At 56.5% G+C, this 15,858-nt stretch carries 15 protein-coding genes and 1 other RNA gene; 1 reads left to right on the top strand and 15 read right to left on the bottom strand.

Going from position 1 to position 15,858, the window contains the following annotated elements:
* Positions 1-40: 40 nt before the first annotated feature.
* From C4S74_RS01400 to C4S74_RS01360, 9 genes are all read right to left on the bottom strand, one after another.
* Positions 41-712, bottom strand: coding sequence for a TerC family protein (locus C4S74_RS01400; RefSeq protein ID WP_103993582.1), 672 nt, complete (start codon positions 710-712; stop codon positions 41-43).
* Positions 713-870: 158 nt separating this feature from the next.
* Positions 871-2,088: a tRNA uracil 4-sulfurtransferase ThiI gene (gene thiI / locus C4S74_RS01395; protein ID WP_103993581.1), complete on the bottom strand. Its 1,218-nt coding sequence runs from the start codon at positions 2,086-2,088 to the stop codon at positions 871-873.
* A gap of 2 nt (positions 2,089-2,090) precedes the next feature.
* Complete coding sequence (locus tag C4S74_RS01390; RefSeq protein WP_103993580.1) at positions 2,091-3,257, bottom strand: cysteine desulfurase family protein; 1,167 nt, start codon at positions 3,255-3,257, stop codon at positions 2,091-2,093.
* A gap of 233 nt (positions 3,258-3,490) precedes the next feature.
* On the bottom strand, positions 3,491-4,276 hold the full coding sequence (locus C4S74_RS27180; RefSeq protein ID WP_103993579.1) for a lytic transglycosylase domain-containing protein: 786 nt from the start codon (positions 4,274-4,276) through the stop codon (positions 3,491-3,493).
* A gap of 125 nt (positions 4,277-4,401) precedes the next feature.
* The gene (locus C4S74_RS01380; RefSeq protein ID WP_103993578.1) at positions 4,402-5,175 is read right to left on the bottom strand and encodes an ABC transporter permease; all 774 of its coding nucleotides are present in this window, start codon (positions 5,173-5,175) and stop codon (positions 4,402-4,404) included.
* Entirely contained in the window at positions 5,172-6,095 is a 924-nt protein-coding gene (locus C4S74_RS01375) for an ABC transporter ATP-binding protein (protein WP_103993577.1), read from the bottom strand. The genes C4S74_RS01380 and C4S74_RS01375 overlap by 4 nt, the downstream gene beginning before the upstream one ends.
* 138 nt (positions 6,096-6,233) lie before the next feature.
* Positions 6,234-6,668: a hypothetical protein gene (locus C4S74_RS01370; RefSeq protein WP_103993576.1), complete on the bottom strand. Its 435-nt coding sequence runs from the start codon at positions 6,666-6,668 to the stop codon at positions 6,234-6,236.
* Between the two features lie 45 nt (positions 6,669-6,713).
* Entirely contained in the window at positions 6,714-6,923 is a 210-nt protein-coding gene (locus tag C4S74_RS01365; RefSeq protein ID WP_016423477.1) for a DUF1540 domain-containing protein, read from the bottom strand.
* A 150-nt stretch (positions 6,924-7,073) separates the two neighbouring features.
* A complete protein-coding gene (locus C4S74_RS01360) occupies positions 7,074-7,574 on the bottom strand; it encodes a YpuI family protein (protein WP_103993575.1) in 501 nt (166 codons plus the stop codon).
* Between the two features lie 192 nt (positions 7,575-7,766).
* Here C4S74_RS01360 and C4S74_RS01355 point away from each other — a divergent pair, with 192 nt between their 5' ends.
* A complete protein-coding gene (locus tag C4S74_RS01355) occupies positions 7,767-9,857 on the top strand; it encodes a S8 family peptidase (protein ID WP_258042349.1) in 2,091 nt (696 codons plus the stop codon).
* A gap of 534 nt (positions 9,858-10,391) precedes the next feature.
* On the opposite strand, the gene rnpB is transcribed toward C4S74_RS01355, so the two are convergent.
* The 6 genes from rnpB to rpoD all read right to left on the bottom strand — a co-directional run bounded on the left by rnpB (position 10,392) and on the right by rpoD (position 15,822).
* Positions 10,392-10,807: RNase P RNA component class A (gene rnpB, locus C4S74_RS01350), an RNA gene on the bottom strand.
* An 81-nt stretch (positions 10,808-10,888) separates the two neighbouring features.
* Positions 10,889-12,004 (bottom strand): Nif3-like dinuclear metal center hexameric protein, encoded by a 1,116-nt coding sequence (locus C4S74_RS01345; protein ID WP_103993574.1) that lies wholly within the window; start codon positions 12,002-12,004, stop codon positions 10,889-10,891.
* Positions 11,980-12,738 carry a tRNA (adenine(22)-N(1))-methyltransferase TrmK gene (locus C4S74_RS01340; protein WP_103993573.1) on the bottom strand — a complete coding sequence of 253 codons (759 nt, stop codon included), beginning with the start codon at positions 12,736-12,738 and terminating at the stop codon, positions 11,980-11,982. Before C4S74_RS01340 ends, C4S74_RS01345 begins: the two co-directional genes overlap by 25 nt.
* Positions 12,739-12,741: 3 nt before the next feature.
* The gene (locus C4S74_RS01335) at positions 12,742-13,569 is read right to left on the bottom strand and encodes a hypothetical protein (RefSeq protein WP_103993572.1); all 828 of its coding nucleotides are present in this window, start codon (positions 13,567-13,569) and stop codon (positions 12,742-12,744) included.
* Between the two features lie 82 nt (positions 13,570-13,651).
* Positions 13,652-14,638, bottom strand: a complete 987-nt coding sequence (locus tag C4S74_RS01330; RefSeq protein ID WP_103993571.1) for an alpha/beta hydrolase — start codon at positions 14,636-14,638, stop codon at positions 13,652-13,654.
* A gap of 59 nt (positions 14,639-14,697) precedes the next feature.
* On the bottom strand, positions 14,698-15,822 hold the full coding sequence (gene rpoD / locus C4S74_RS01325) for an RNA polymerase sigma factor RpoD (RefSeq protein ID WP_009671652.1): 1,125 nt from the start codon (positions 15,820-15,822) through the stop codon (positions 14,698-14,700).
* Between the last annotated feature and the right edge of the window lie 36 nt (positions 15,823-15,858).

Raw genomic sequence — 15,858 nt, 5'->3', positions numbered from 1 at the left:
TCTACACGCCTGTACAGCAAGCCGGAACGCGAAACCCCCGTCAGAACACCGTTTTTCTTTTCGGCGGAAAGAGCCATTTTTTCACCAGACCGGCGGCAACGACCAGAACGGCCCCCAGCCACGGAACCGGCCAATGCGGCCATTCTCCGAGAAGCCAGCCGCTCAGCTTCGCATCGCTGAGAAACATTTCTCCTGCGGTAAAGCCCAGAACGGCGGCTCCCATATAAATGAGCACCGGCATTTTCTCCAGCAGCTCGACGACGACGGCGCTTCCCCAAATGATGATGGGAATGCTCAGGCCGATCCCCAGAATCAGGATAGTCAAGTTGTTACCGGCAGCGGCGGCTATCGCCAGAACGTTATCCAGACTCATAACAAAATCGGCCGCGATGATCGTCCATACCGCCTTTGACAGCGTGCCTGCCTGCTGGACGGATGAATCGGCGTTGTTGTCCAGCAGCAGCTTCACCGCTATCCAGAGCAGGAATACCGAGCCTGCCGCCTGGATAAAGGGGATTTTCAGGACGCCTACGGCAATAATGGTCAGTATCAGCCGCAAGGCGATCGCCCCGAAAGCCCCCCACCATACGGCCTGTCGGCGCTGCGCGGCCGGCAGGTTTTTGCTAGCCATCGCGATGACGACGGCATTGTCTCCGCTGAGTACGATGTTGATCAGCATGATTTGCAGAAACAGTCCAAGCTGTTCGAGCACACCGCTTCTCTCCTTCCGCTTCCGGCTCCATTCGTACGGTCAAAGCCGCTGAAGCTTAGAACCTAAAGCTGCCCGGCCGTTTCCCATTGCCTTCAGCCCCCGCGCCTCACTGTGCCGGCCCCGCCCGCCTTCTCATCTCCCGACCGCGGAAGAAAGAGTCAGAAGTAGGCGTCTTCCTCCGCTCCATCCTCGGGAGTCACGATGACGGTTTCCGCCTCCAGCGCAGCCCGCAGAATCCATTCATCCAGCTGCGGAAAGCCTCTTTCGATCGCCTCGATGACCCGGAGGTTCGGGTTTGTGCTCGGCGACGGCGGAAGGAACAGCGTGCAGCAGTCTTCATAAGGCTGAATCGATAACGTATACGTATCGATCTGCTCGGCCATGCGGATAATATCCTTCTTGTCCGTGGCAATCAAAGGCTGCAGGACAGGAAGCGATACGGCCCGGCCGATCGCGTTCAAGCTCGGCAGCGTCTGGCTCGCCACCTGCCCGAGGCTTTCTCCCGTCACCAGCGCCAGCGCCTTCTCCCGCTCCGCAATCGTCTCCGCGATGCGGTACATGGCGCGGCGGAGAATGGTGACGAGCAGATTGTCCTTGTACGCGGCATAAATCGACGTCTGCACCTCGGTGAAAGACACGAGGTGCAGCTTGATGCTTCCGCCGCTGTACGCGGACAGCTTGCGGGCCAGCTGGATCACCTTCTCCTTGGCCCGCTCGCTCGTGTACGGGAAGCTGTGGAAATGCACAGCTTCCAGCTCAAGCCCCCGGCGCATCGCCTGCCAGCCCGCGACCGGGCTGTCGATCCCGCCGGAGAGCAGGAGCACGGCTTTGCCGTTCGTGCCGAGCGGGTAACCGCCCGCTCCCTCGAAGGTCTCCACGAACAGCAGCGCCCCTTTCTCCCGAAGCTCCACCCGGAGAGTCGTTTCGGGGCTGCGCACATCTACGCTGAGCTCCGGACAAGCCCGGAGCACGGCGCCGCCGACGATCCGGTTCATTTCCGGGGTATCGAACGGAAAGCTTTTATCCACGCGCTTTACTTCCACTTTAAACGTCTGGGGACGCTTCACGACTTTCTTCATGAGCGCGACCGCCACCGCCTGAATCGCTTCGCTGTCGGATGGAGCCGTGTACACGGGACTGTACGTTTCAATACCGAACACTTTCGAGACGGCTTTGCCGACATCTTCGGCGGACGCATCGGAGAGCCGGATATACACCCGGCCGTATTCGGTGACCAGCTTGACCTGCGTAAAAGGTGCAAGAACGCCGCGGAGCTGGCTCACGACCTTTTTTTCAAACCGCGAGCGGTTTTTACCTTTCAGCATCATTTCCCCGAAACGGACAAGCAGCAGATCGGGCTTCAAAGGGGACATCATAATCAGCGTCCCCCTTTCGTCCGCACGGACACCGGAACGAGATCTGCGATTACGCCGCGGAGCGCTTCCACGAACCGGCGGGCATCCGCTTCCGTATGCTCTTCGGTCCAGCTCACCCGCAGGCCGCTTGAAGCATGCGCCCGGTCAAGCCCCATGGAAAGCAGCACTTTGCTCGGTTCAGGCTCTCCCGAAGAACAAGCCGACTTCGTTGATATATATATGCCGCGCTGCTCCAAAGCATGTACGACAACTTCGGAATTCATGCCCGGGTAACAAAAATGAACGATATGAGGCGCCATGTCTTCCTCATCGCGGGAGCCTGTCAGAGCCAGCTCGGGAAGCCCGATAATGCCTTCGACCGCAATGGCGCGAAAGGCCCGCTTACGCCGGATGTCTTCTTCCAGATTATCGGTAGCCATCCGAAGCGCTTTGGCCATTCCGACGATTAGGGGCACGTTCTCGGTGCCTGAGCGCATTCCCTGCTCCTGGCCTCCGCCGGCAAGCTGCGCCTGAAGGTCGATGCCCGTCCGCTTATAGAGGAAGCCGGCCCCTTTGGGGCCTTTGAACTTATGAGCCGAAGCGCTCATCAGGTCGATGCCCAGCTCATCCGGAGAAAAAGGCAGTTTGCCCACTCCCTGTACGGCGTCCACATGGAACAGCACGGTCTGCTTCTCGCGCAGCCACTTGCCGATCTCTCCGATGGGCTGTATCCGTCCCATCTCGTTGTTCACATGCATCACGCTGACGAGAATGGTTTCCCCGGTGACGGCAGCTTTAACGTCATCCACACGGACTTGACCCGTTTCGTCTACGGGAAGAATCGTCACTTCAAAGCCCTCCGCCTGCAGTTGACGGAAAGCCTCCTTCACGGAAGCGTGTTCGACCGCCGTCGTGATCAGATGACGGCCCCGGCTGCGGTAGCGGTATGCCGCACCTTTGATGGCCAGATTGCTGCTCTCCGTACCGCCCGACGTAAAAATGATTTCTTCCGGACGCGCCTTAAGAACGGAAGCAATCACCTCACGGCTCTTTCTAACCAGTTTCTCGGCGTCCAGGCCGAATTTATGAATCGAAGACGGGTTACCGAAATGCTGGAGCATGACGTCCGCAACCGTCTGTGCCACTTCCTTGTAAGGCTGGGTCGTTGCCGCGTTATCCAAATAAAGCATGTATCTCTGTCCTTTCTTATTGAAAAAAAGATCGCGTTAAAGTACTGTGCCTGTCACGTGCATATTCCTCATTAAATCGCAAAACTATCCCGAACACAAGCCGCCTCTATCTTCAAAGCAAGCCGGCTGCCTTTTGCAAGATCGCTTCCGCACCTACCCTAACCTGCCGAAAAACGAAAGAAGCGGCATCTCCACGCCGGAGAAACCGCTTCTTTGCAATTGTTTATTCAGACTTAAGTGAACTCCCGGTCGTACCGTTCCTTGGCATTCATAACCTTTTTCACATACTGCTGGGTTTCGTTCGGCAGCAGATGCATTTTCTCTAGTAAATCGAAATCGTTTTTGATGCCCAGCTTGTTGACCCGTCCGGGTCCCGCGTTGTACGCCGCCAGAGCGACGCCGACATTTCCGTCGAAACGCTTAAGCTGGTAGGACAAGTACTGCGCTCCGCCCTGGATATTCTGCTGCGGATCGAAAGCGTTCGTGACGCCCAGCCCGTTTGCCGTACCGTCCATTAACTGCATAAGCCCCTTGGCTCCCGCTCTCGAAACCGTGTTCGGGTTAAAAGAAGACTCCTGGCGGATCACCGCTTTAATCAGGGCGGGATCTACGCCCGTACGCTCGCTTGCTTGGACGATGTAAGCGTCATAAGCCGCTTCGCGCGCGGAAGCGGGCAGGGAAGCTTGTACGGCTCCAGCGGCCGTTTCATAGGAACGGAGCGCCTTCGTCTGCCGCTGAACGCTTAAGCCCGTGCCGGCGGCAGCGGGAACCGCGCCTGCGGAGCCCGTCCACGCGCCCTGCAGCGCCTCCAGCGGCAGAATGCCGAGGCCGTCCTCCCCGGACGGCTCTGCGGACAGGCCGCTTTGCTCCATGAGAAGCGTGTTGAGCAGCGAGCTGAACTCCTCGCCCGGTTCGGAGGCACCGGACACTCCTCCGCCGGCGCCGGAAAACAGCGTCGATTTGTTCAGCATCTCCAGTTTTAAAAGCTCTTTCATTAATCGCGGATCAATTGATGCCATATTCTCATCCCCGTTTGTAAGCCCATAAGCAAATTATAAACCTTATATCGGCACAAAAGAGCCCGTTTTGAACCCTTTTTGCCAAATTCACCAAAAATCCTGCTCCAGCAACCGGGATTATTCCCTCAGGCCACGTCTCTTTTCCGGAACACCAGGATCGTAATGCCCAGGAGAACGACCAGATGCAGTACATAGATCGTCAGCGAAAATCCGAAGGTCATTCCGGGGAAAGGTGGCGGCGTACCTTGGTTGACAAGGGGATTCGGATCATAGATTTTCCAGTTCGTATTGTTGAAAATCAAATACCGGGCCCAATTGTACTGCAGGGCCGCAAAAGCCGAACCCGCCAGATTCATGACAATGGCCACCGTAATCGCCAGCGCGCTGCTGCGGAACACCGTCGCGATAAAGAAAGCGAGCGTGAACATAAAGAGCATGTCCGGCAGCGAATACCAGTACGAGCTGGACAGTACGACAAAATGCTCGTTAGGCAGCTCGGCCGTCCCGAACAAGGCGGCCCCGACCGCTACGGAGCTCACAAAAAGAACCGCGTAAGCGATAAGCACCATAATCACACAGGCCGTATACTTCGACAGCAGAACGGCCGTCCTGCTCGCGGGGCGAATCAGGAGCTGCTTGATCGTTCCGTCCTTATACTCTTCCGTCACCGTCTGCGCCCCGAGTACGAGGGCAAACAAGGTAACAAACAGCGAGCAGACCATAAAAACGGTGCCGGCAAAGCTTATGTAATTGTGGCCTTCCGAATAGCCGGTAATCCACAGCTTAATGGGAAGACCGACAAACAGACTGAGGAGCAGCAGAAAAATATAGAAAATCCAAGTCGATTTTTTGCTTGTGATTTTCATGATTTCATTTTGTACGAGCGAAAGGAATTTCATCGGGTGTCCTCTCCTTTCGTCAGCTGGAGGAAGGTATCTTCAAGCGTCGGCTTGCGGATGGCCACCTGGTACACGTCTATCCCCTGCGCGACAAGCCGTGCCACGACCTGCGGAATCGCCGATTTGGACAAATTGGCGGTATACAGTCCGTTTTCGCGCCTCAGCAGCCCGTATTCCCCCGCCGTATGCTCGCCGGCCTCGATTCCCTTCAGTTCGAATTCGACCAGCACCAGCTCGTCCTCCGAGGTCGTACCGCCCCGAACGATGCGCTCGCCGACAAGGCGTCCCTCCTGAATGATCAGGGCGCGGTCGCAGATCAGCTCGACCTCGGCCAGAAGATGGGAAGAGATGAGAATCGCAATCGATTCCGTCTTGGCCAGGTTCCGCAAATAGTCGCGCAGCTCCCGTATACCGGCGGGATCGAGACCGTTGGTCGGTTCGTCCAGAATAAGCACCGTCGGCCGGTGAAGAAGGGCCTGGGCGATTCCAAGCCTCTGCCTCATGCCGAGCGAGTACGTTTTGACTTTGTCGTGAATCGCATCGGTTAGCCCGACCAGCTCTACGATTTCCTCCATCCGTCCCGCCGGTATGCGTTCAGCCGCCATCCGGGCAAAGTGGACGAGATTTTTATAGCCGGACATATACGGGTACAGCTCGGGATTTTCGACAATGGCGCCCACATGGGCAAGCGCCTCGGAACGCTGCGTTTTGACGGGAAATCCCGCTATCCGGATTTCACCCGCGGTCATCGACATCAAGCCGACCATCATGCGGATCGTCGTCGTTTTGCCGGAGCCGTTCGGTCCCAGAAATCCGCAGATCTCCCCCCGACGGACGGAGAAGGACAAGTCCTTGATAATCGGCTTTCCGCCTATCGTTTTCGATACGCCTACCAGTTCCATAGCTTGTTCGGTTTCCATTTGCTCCTCCAATCCTATCCAGTACTAACATGTCTGAGCAAATTATAACGGTTTAAAGGGGTTTCGTCTAATTGGGTCCGCCCTTTCATTTATATGACCGCACGGAAAAAGGGCCCGGAGGCCCTTTCTCGCCGTTTCCTAGATCACAAACGGCACGAAAAATAAATTGGAGAAAAAACTGATCAGTCCGATCGCCATCGCCCAGCCCCCGGCCTTCCTGCTTCCGTCGGCAAACGCCATGTAACCGAGAATCGCCCCGAGGGGTCCCAGCACAAACGGCAGCAGGAAAAAAGAAAGAACGGATGACACGAGCGCCATCATTCCGAGCGTACGGGCGCTTACCCACGAATCCGAGTCGGCTTCCTCCCTGCTGCGGGCGCCTGCGTCTTCTACAGAACGCCCCCCCAGCCCGGGAGCCAGCTCGCCCGCATATTCCTCACGGTCCGAGCCACCGGCTTGCTCCGGAACCGCAGCTGAGTTCGCTTCGGCCTCGTCAAGTTTTTGAGAATGTTCCTGCGTGTGCTCGTGCTTCTTATGGCTCTTGTGGCTCTTGTGGCTCTTGTGGTGGGTCATACGTGAAGACCTCCTCTTGTTGTGCTGAGGAATTCCGGGTGCGGGTTACTTCTTCTCTTTGAACGTATGGCAGCACGTATTGGCACGGTCCGCAGCTTGGTCCTTATGACGCGTATCAAATTCTTCACCGGCAAATTCGGAAGACAGATCGGCATTCGCATGCTCGTCCACTTCGATCATAATGATGTCCGCGCGGCAGTTGTTCCCTTGTCCCCAGTAGGCACAGTTCGAAACGGCGCATTTGACTTCTGGCATATCGATCACCCCCAAGCATAGGGTCTCACGAAGGCTGTGCGGATATCCGCGGGGAGTCCTGTCACAACCTGACAGCTGGAGCCGGACTTTGGCTTCAATCAAGACGCAAACAAAAAAGCCCCCGCGTACGGAGGCTTCATTTCTCTTATTTTAAACCCGTTCGCCCTGCATGCGGCGCTGGGTAATGTAGTCATTTTCATAGTAGGACAGTTCTTCGCGGAGCTCTTCGAAAATTTTGGACAATTCAATCGTCAGATCGCGCACTTCACGATTCGGTTTTTTGCGGAAACGAATGGCATCCTGTCCGGTATAGGCGTAACGGCCGTCTTCGGAGTAGCACTCGTTCTTCGGGTAAAAGAAAGGGCTGATACAATTGTGGTACACTTCATACAGCACTTTTTCGGTAAAGTCCACATTGAAGGTCGGTCTGCGCAAGCTGACTCCCAGCTTCTCGTAACCCACTTCGCAGAAAACAAGCAGGTGACGAGTATCCTGCAAATAGCCGCGGTAAAACTCTTCCATTTCGGAATCGGACTCTGCATTCAACTGCGGAAGAGAGTAGGTGTTCAGAAACGACTCGATACGGTCCGCCGCTTCCTTCAGTTTCTTTCTCGTTGTCTCGCACGCCTTCTTAACATTATCCATTGCCATTACGGTTATGACCTCCTCTAGTTAACAGAGCGGGAACTCGCACCCGGCTCAGCCCATCCATATAGTATCACACTTTCTCTGGAAAAGGTACCCGATTCTTGAGGGGAAATGTCCGGCTCCGGTATAAAAAAAGCGCCCCTTTCCCACCCTACTTTTATGTAGTCCAGACGAAGGAAAGGAGGCCTCCGACCCATGCGACGCCCTACTGCCGCCTTAGGCGGCATGATCCTCGGCAGCCTGCTTGTCGTAACGAGCGCCTGCCAGACGAAACCCGAAGCCCGTCACGTACAGCCGGAAGCCGAGTTGAAATATAAACAAGCGGTTGTGGAGCAGGATGTCGCCGTGACCGACCAATTGTGCCGGAACCAGTGTCTTCTCCATGTTAACCGGATGTACGCCTCCCTGAACCAAGCCGATCCCAAGAAGATCAAAGAAACGATGCGTGAGATGCAGAGTAAGCACGAGCATATCATTATGCTGAATTGGGTTCCCGCAAAAGCCGGCAGCGGCATTTCCTCTTCTGCCGGCACACCTGCCTCCCCCGGAGCGACATCGGTTCCGTCCGGTCATAGTGCGGGTGCCGCAGGAAGTTCCGGCAGCTCCACCAAGACCGGTTCGGGTACATCCGGCGGCAGCGGTACTACCGGCGCCCTTGAGACTCCCGGTTCCGCTTCATCCGGGGAAATCGTCTCCGGCAAGCTATCCCGAGAGCTTGCCAAGATCGCGCAGCCTTTTATCGAAGAGGCAAAAAAGGCGGCCGCGCAAGGAAACGCTTATCAGTCGCCTAATTTCACGGCAGCCGATAAGCCCTATTTTGTGCTGAACGTGCCCGCTCCCGACAAGAAAAGCTCCGTCGTCGCCGTCGTACGCCAGCATATTTTGCAGGAGGTTTCCAATCATCAGCGTAAAAATCTCCGCCTGCAGTCTTTCCATTCCGATAAAAACCGCTGGAAAATCGAAAGTGTGGATACCGGCACGCTCCGCAGCAAGCGCGTTACCCACCCCGAGGATCATGAAGGCACCAGTCATTACGAACGTCACGACGTTGTCGTCCAGTTTAACCGCCCTCTGCGTGATGCCGAGCTCTCCCGGATCCGGACCGAGATCGGCGCCACCAAGGTAAAGCTCATCGGCAATACGTATATCATCACCGCCCGGAGCCTTGAAGCCCGGCAGCTCATGGATTATTTCCGTAAGCGTCAGGATGTGCGCTTTGTGGAGCCGCATTATATTTATGAAACGAATGACCTGTCCCGCGGCGTCAAACCGCTAAACTGGTTTTTTGACTGGTGGCCCGGCAGCCGCAGCGGCAATTCCGGAACGCAGCGTTCAGAAGCAGAAGAGCAGGCGGCCGCGCAGCCGGACGTCATTCCCAACGACGTCCTTTTCAACAAATATCAATGGAATCTTCCGATCACGAATACGCTGAGGGGCTGGAATTTTAACAAGGGCACTCAAGATGTTACGGTCGCGATTGTGGATACGGGAGCCGACGTCAATCACGAGGACCTTAAGGGCCAGCTCGTGGAGGGCTACAACGTGCTCGATCCCGCCGCGCAGCCGATGGACGATGTCGGCCACGGCACCCACGTAGCCGGAATTATCGGCGCGCAGGTTAACAACGGATTGGGAGTAGCCGGTATGACCTGGTATAACAAAATTATGCCGGTCAAAGCTCTCGACAGCAGCGGAGTGGGCAGCACGTATGCCGTCGCGCAGGGAATCATCTGGGCCACCGACCACGGCGCCAAGGTGATTAACCTCAGTCTGGGCAACTACGCCAGTTCGGATTTCCTGCACGATGCCATCAAATACGCCTACGACCGCGACGTGGTGCTGATCGCCGCCAGCGGCAACGACAACACCGAACGTCCGGGCTATCCGGCGGCTTATCCCGAAGTGTTTGCGGTCGCCGCCACGGATTCCGGCAACGAGCGCGCCTCTTTCTCAAACTACGGCGATTATATCGACGTGGCCGCTCCGGGTGTCAGCATCGCCAGCACTTATCCGCAGAATCAATATGCGGCGCTTTCGGGCACTTCCATGGCCTGTCCGCACGTGACGGCGCTGGCGGCCCTGCTCCGTTCTGCGAATCCGTCCCTCAAGAATACTGAGGTGATGGAACTGATGCGCCAGACGGCCTCGGATATCGGCGACAAGGGCCGCGACACTTTCTTCGGGTTCGGCCTTATCAATGTGGACAAAGCGGTTGAGGCTGCACTTGGCCGCGGACCCGCACAGGCCGGCCTTCCGGGGGCGGCACCGGTGCCCGCAGCCCCTTAACCATTCAGCGGGTACATTCAATCCGGATTTGACTTCGCATCACGCGCAGCTTCCAGCTTGCGGTGTCAGGCGCCCGATGACGGCGGTTTAACGACCACATGCGAACGGCATCCGCAACATTTGCAGCTGGCATCTCCACTCGGGACATTCGACCAGGGGCAGCCAGCCAGCTCGGGGATAACAAACGGCCCCACACATATTCGGGCTACCGCAACTGTACTCTCAGCTTCGCTGCCGGCAGTTCGAAACGAATACATTCAGCCCGGATGCAGGCAGCCAGCACAAAGCTAACAAACGGCCCCTCACACACCCCGACTACCGCAACTGTACCCGTACCCTCCAGCCGGCAGCTCGAAACGAATACATTCAGCCCGGATGCAGGCAGCGGCACAAGGATAACAAACGTTCGGAAATAAAAAAACTCCGCCGTCTTTTAACGTACGGCGGAGTTTCAAATAAATACGCGCCTCTGCGCACAACTCAAAAACCGCCTCGTTATCCGAAGATAACGGGCGGTTTTTCGATGTCGTAAGGATGGAAAGCTTGCCGTAAGCCGGGTTCTGTACTTCCGGTGGTGCAGCGGGCTACGATACCCTCCCACCATTGAAGTGACAATCATCTATCTAGGCCATACATTGCTATACAGCTCAAGCGACCAACCCGGACGCGCCTCGGGCTAAGGCTGTCTGTCAGGCAAAGCCTGCAGACCGCGTCCCATTAGGTCTTGCTCCAAGTGGGGTTTACCAGGGGTAAAGTCACCAGTACCCCTCGTGGTCTCTTACACCACGGTTCCACCCTTGCCTGTGCGTCTTGCGACGCCATCGGCGGTCCATTTCTGTGGCACTATCCTTCAGCTCGCGCTGACTGGACGTTATCCAGCACCCTGCCCTATGGAGCCCGGACTTTCCTCTCGCGATGCAAGCACCGCCAGCGATTGTCTGTCAAACTTTCCGAGAACATTTGCTAGTATACAGGTTATCGGCGCCGAATTCAACAACGAATGACTGGGAAAGCAGCCAATTCACGTTTTTTTAGACAAACTGGAACGGTTCCGTACTCGGTTCCGATGCCGCGGCAACCGTTTCGTATTTCTTTTCGGCAAGCGCGCGGTTCATGTAATCCGCCACCGCGCGCTTCATGATTTTCTCGACATTGTGCCCCACGTCGATCAGGCACATGCCGGCGGCCAGCGCGTCGTGCGCGGTGTGGTAGTCGATGTCCCCGGTCACGAGGACATCGGCTCCCGCAAACATCGCGCCCCGCACATACCGGCCGCCGGAGCCTCCAAGCACCGCCGCCTTCCGGACGGTGCGGTCTAGATCGCCGACGACCCGCACCATCGGCACGTCGAAGGCTTCCTTCGCGGCCGCGACAAGCTCGCGCAGCGTAAGAGGCACCGGCAGCTTGCCGGCGCGTCCAAGGCCGAACGTGCGGCCTTTAAGGTCCATCGGGTAGAGGTCGTAAGCGACCTCTTCGTACGGATGCGCCTTCAGCAGCGCCTGTACAACCGCCCGCTGAATGCTTGCGGGCACAATCGTCTCCACGCGCACCTCATCCGCGCGCTCCAGCTTGCCCTGCTCGCCCAGGAAGGGCTTCGTGCCCTCGCGGGGCATAAACGTCCCTGTGCCGGGAATGTTGAACGAGCAGTGGCTGTAGTCCCCGATCCAGCCCGCTCCGGCCTGGAACAGCGCCTGCAGCACCTTCTCGTGATGGCTTTCCGGCACGAAGACGACCAGCTTGCTGAGCTTCTCCGTATGAACCTCGTCCAGAGGCACCAAGTCCTTCAAGCCGAGAGCTTCGGCCATCAGGTCGTTGATGCCTCCTTCCGCCACATCCAGATTCGTATGCGCGATGTAGACCGCGATATCGTTCTTGATGAGCTTCTCGTACAGCCGGCCGGCCGGTGTATCCGTCTGCAGGTGGGCCAAAGGTCTGAAAATGATCGCATGATGCGCGATGATCAGATCCGCGCCCGTCCGGACCGCTTCCTCCACAACCTCATCGGTCACGTCCAGCGCGACGAGGATCTTCTTGATTTCCTTCTGCAGCGTACCGAGCTGCAGGCCGATTTTATCGTCAGGCACCGCGTAGTGCTTCGGCGCCAGCTTTTCGAACAATTGAATTACGGTTTGTCCTTTCGCAAACATTCCAGAACCTCCTTGATGCGCGAGATTTCCGTCTCCAGCGCGGCCCGTTTTTCTTCCACGTTTCCGGTAACCGAACGGTCGAGCTGTCTGCGGATCATAGCCAGTTTATCGAGTTCGTATTCCCACTTCGCAAACCAGACCGCCGGGGGATCTTGAACCAAGTAGGGCCCCATCTGCAAGAGTTTGTCTCCGGACAGCGTGAGTCCGTGAACAATGCGGTCCGCATATAACGCGGCATCGCCCTCATCCTCCGGCTTCATCCGGACGGCCGTCAAAATTTCATAAATTTTGCCGTCCTCCTCCAGGATGGTCTCGCCGGCCAGGTGCCAGCCGTGACTGCGCAGCCACCAGCGCACAATATCCTCGCCTACGTTCGGCTGCAGAATCAGCGTGGATACGCCAGCAAGCTTGTCTTCGCCCGCATCGAGAATGGACGCGATCAAAGCTCCGCCCATCCCGGCGATGGTCACCGCATCAACCTCGCCCGGCTGCAGCACGGAGAGTCCGTCTCCGAGACGTACCTCGATCCGCCCGCTCAGGTTGGCGTCGCGGACCTGCCGCTGCGCCGCTTCCGCCGGACCGCGGTTGACTTCGCCTGCGACCGCAGACGGAACAGTACCCTGCTGCACCAGATAGGTCGGCAGCAGGGCATGATCGGATCCGATATCCGCAAGTTTTGCCCCTTGAGGGACTTTTTTCGCAATTTCCAATAAACGTTGAGACAATTTCACCATATTTTATGCAACCCATTCCGTCCAATTTTTACGATAGGCAAACAGCGCGATTCCCGCCGCCGCCACCTTGCCGGCCAGCGAAAGCTGGAGCATCTGCTGGGCCGAGGTGCCCCAGGCCAATCCGAACAGCTCCGGCGCGATCCATACGGTCGCACCCGCAAGCAGAAGAACCAGTCCGGGTTTCTTCCAGCGGTGCTGAATCAGCCAGCCGATCCACATGAGGATAAAAGAAAGCGGGAGCCAGGCAAGCTGGAGCTTGTACCAGGTAGCGGGCTCCAGACGCTGGCTTAATACGAACCCGTAAGTGATAAGCAGCGCCAGCCATCCGCAGTATTGAAGCAGCGGTGTGCGCCCCAGAAGGCCGACAACCAGCCAAATGAGGCCGCAGAGTGCCACGAAGGACCCCAAATACAACTGCGAAGTGAGGCCGTTTCCGTAAAGAATCCAGACACCGAAACCGATCAGGGACGCCGAAGCGATGCCCGTTGAAAGCTGCGCCCTGAATGGCTGCTCTTCTTTTTGCCGGAAGCCGATTATATACCAAGATACAACAAATACGGCGGAAACGCCAATTTGCAAAGAAATTCCAAAAGAGTTAAAATTAAGTAGAGTTAATGATAAAACAATGATGAGCACGACGGCTGCGGCCCAGAATTTCCAGTGGCTTCCCCGGATGGATTTGGTCGATATGCCCAAAACCCTTCTGGAATGGTCCGCACCCGTTTCCATATACAAATTGAGCAGAAAGTCGCAGTACTGTGCGGGTAGAAGCTTAGATCTCCGCCAGTGCTCGATTTCTTTAATAATAGCCGTTCGTTTCTCGTCATCCATGAGCTTCACCTTCCCAACAACTTTATCGGTTCGCGGCCTTCCGAATTTGAGAAGGAAATCCGATGTTCCTGCATTTGCGGATTTAAGCTTCAGACCGTGTCTGCAGGACCTTTTGCTTTTCTTCCAGGCATTGCTTGGCGAATTCGGTCACCCTGCTCCGGTAGCCGTCCTTGTCCGTCATAAAAGCGAGCCCGTGTCCCGCCCGGGGCACCATGAACAAATCTTTGCCCGCGGGAGCCGCCTTGTATAAGCCGTGAACCATAAAAAACGGAACGAACGTATCCGCTTCTCCATGAATAAAAAGAATCGGCTTTTCCGTACGCTTGACCTGCTTAAGCGCCGAAGCTTCTCCGAAGAAATAGCCCGCCTTTATTTTGCAGATCAGGCTGGTCAGGGGAATCAGCGGAAACGCGGGAAGCTTGAACATTCTTTTGAGCTGATAGCTCAGAATGTCTTTGACGGACGTATAGGAGCAATCCGCGATGATTCCTTTCACCTGTTCCGGCAGTCTTTCGCCGCCTGCCATGAGAACTGTCGCGCCGCCCATGGATACGCCGTGGAGAAGAATCCGGGCATCCTCGCCGCTCCGCTGAAGAATATAGCGCACCCAGTTGACATAATCCAGCCGGTCCGTCCAGCCGAAGCCGATATACTCCCCTTCGCTCTGTCCGTGCCCCCGGTTGTCCGGCATCAGCACGTTGTAGCCGAGCTCGTGGTGAATTTGAGCGAAGCTGGCCATGTCCCTGCCCTGGCCGGAATATCCGTGCGCCAGCAGAGCCGTAACGCGGGAAGGCCGCCCGGCCTCCAGGTACCAGCCGTTCAGACGCAGGCCGTCCGCCGATTGAATGGATACCTGCTCCAGCGTCTGGCCGGCAAGCCAGTTATCCGCCGAAGCCGGCGAAGGGTCTACGGCGATTTCTTCCATATGACCCGCGAGGTCGGGACTGTTCTGCAGAAATTCCTTGCTGCTCCGGCGTATCCCCAGCCCGAACATATAGAAGGCTGCCGCTGTCAAAGCCACAGCAAGAACCGCAAGTATGCACAAACTGATCAACAGGGTCTTTGACATCTCAACCTTCCTCCTTCCTTTTGAAAAAAAGAAACCCGCCGGAGGCGGGCATTCGGATTCTATTCAAGAAAATCTTTTAAACGTTTGCTGCGGCTCGGGTGCCTCAGCTTACGAAGCGCTTTGGCTTCGATCTGACGAATCCGTTCACGGGTAACCCCGAAAACTTTGCCCACTTCTTCGAGAGTCCGGGTACGCCCGTCATCCAGACCGAAGCGAAGACGAAGCACGTTTTCTTCACGCTCGGTCAGCGTATCTAGAACATCTTCAAGCTGTTCTTTAAGAAGCTCGTAAGCCGCCGCATCCGCCGGTGCCAGCGCTTCCTGATCTTCAATAAAGTCGCCCAGATGGGAATCGTCTTCTTCACCGATCGGAGTTTCCAGGGATACCGGTTCCTGCGCGATCTTCATGATTTCGCGGACTTTATCCGTGCTCAGTTCCATTTCCTTCGCGATCTCTTCCGGCGTCGGTTCGCGTCCCAGTTCCTGCAGCAGCTGGCGGGATACCCGGATCAGCTTGTTGATGGTTTCCACCATATGAACCGGGATACGGATCGTTCTCGCCTGGTCGGCAATAGCGCGCGTAATGGCTTGGCGAATCCACCAGGTAGCGTACGTACTGAACTTATACCCTTTGGTGTGATCGAATTTCTCCACCGCTTTGATCAGACCCATGTTGCCTTCCTGGATCAGATCCAGGAACAGCATGCCCCGTCCGACGTAGCGTTTGGCGATGCTGACCACGAGACGGAGGTTCGCTTCGGCCAGACGGCGTTTCGCTTCCTCGTCGCCCTGCTCGATTCTTTTCGCCAAATCCACTTCGTTCTCTGCCGAAAGAAGCGGAACACGGCCGATCTCTTTCAGGTACATCCGCACCGGGTCATTGATCTTAATGCCCGGCGGGAGAGTCAGATCATCTTCAAAGCTGAATTCATCGTTCTCCTGGTCGCCCTCCGGACGCATTCTTCCCTCGTCCTCATCGGACTCGTTCCCCACGTCAATTCCCATTTCGGACAATTGTTCGAAAAACTCGTCAATCTGTTCCGGATCTTGATCATAAGGAGCCAGCCGTTCTGTGATGTCTTTATAAGTGAGCGAGGAACGCTTCTTGCCTAACTCGATAAGCTGCTCCTTTACCTGCTCAAGGGTCAACTCGGTTTCGATCTCAGTATGTTGATCGTTCGCCATAATCCAACTCCCTCCTCCCTAGATTATCCGGAACCT

The sequence above is a fragment of the Paenibacillus sp. UNC499MF genome (assembly GCF_900107975.1).
In the GTDB taxonomy this organism is placed as follows: Bacteria; Bacillota; Bacilli; order Paenibacillales; family NBRC-103111; genus Paenibacillus_F.
The sequence above is the reverse complement of the archived record's forward strand: the minus strand, read 5'-3'. Positions and strand labels throughout refer to the sequence as shown.

Bases quoted from the DNA above. Each gene is read 5' to 3' on its own strand.
- C4S74_RS01380 (WP_103993578.1), bottom strand. From the start codon at position 5,175: ATGAAATTCCTTTCGCTCGTACAAAATGAAATCATGAAAATCACAAGC.
- C4S74_RS01370 (WP_103993576.1), bottom strand. From the start codon at position 6,668: ATGACCCACCACAAGAGCCACAAGAGCCACAAGAGCCATAAGAAGCAC.
- C4S74_RS01360 (WP_103993575.1), bottom strand. From the start codon at position 7,574: ATGGCAATGGATAATGTTAAGAAGGCGTGCGAGACAACGAGAAAGAAA.
- C4S74_RS01365 (WP_016423477.1), bottom strand. From the start codon at position 6,923: ATGCCAGAAGTCAAATGCGCCGTTTCGAACTGTGCCTACTGGGGACAA.
- C4S74_RS01355 (WP_258042349.1), top strand. From the start codon at position 7,767: ATGCGACGCCCTACTGCCGCCTTAGGCGGCATGATCCTCGGCAGCCTG.
- C4S74_RS01340 (WP_103993573.1), bottom strand. From the start codon at position 12,738: ATGGTGAAATTGTCTCAACGTTTATTGGAAATTGCGAAAAAAGTCCCT.
- C4S74_RS01375 (WP_103993577.1), bottom strand. From the start codon at position 6,095: ATGGAAACCGAACAAGCTATGGAACTGGTAGGCGTATCGAAAACGATA.
- C4S74_RS27180 (WP_103993579.1), bottom strand. From the start codon at position 4,276: ATGGCATCAATTGATCCGCGATTAATGAAAGAGCTTTTAAAACTGGAG.
- C4S74_RS01390 (WP_103993580.1), bottom strand. From the start codon at position 3,257: ATGCTTTATTTGGATAACGCGGCAACGACCCAGCCTTACAAGGAAGTG.
- C4S74_RS01345 (WP_103993574.1), bottom strand. From the start codon at position 12,004: ATGTTTGCGAAAGGACAAACCGTAATTCAATTGTTCGAAAAGCTGGCG.
- thiI (WP_103993581.1), bottom strand. From the start codon at position 2,088: ATGATGTCCCCTTTGAAGCCCGATCTGCTGCTTGTCCGTTTCGGGGAA.
- rpoD (WP_009671652.1), bottom strand. From the start codon at position 15,822: ATGGCGAACGATCAACATACTGAGATCGAAACCGAGTTGACCCTTGAG.
- C4S74_RS01330 (WP_103993571.1), bottom strand. From the start codon at position 14,638: ATGTCAAAGACCCTGTTGATCAGTTTGTGCATACTTGCGGTTCTTGCT.
- C4S74_RS01335 (WP_103993572.1), bottom strand. From the start codon at position 13,569: ATGGATGACGAGAAACGAACGGCTATTATTAAAGAAATCGAGCACTGG.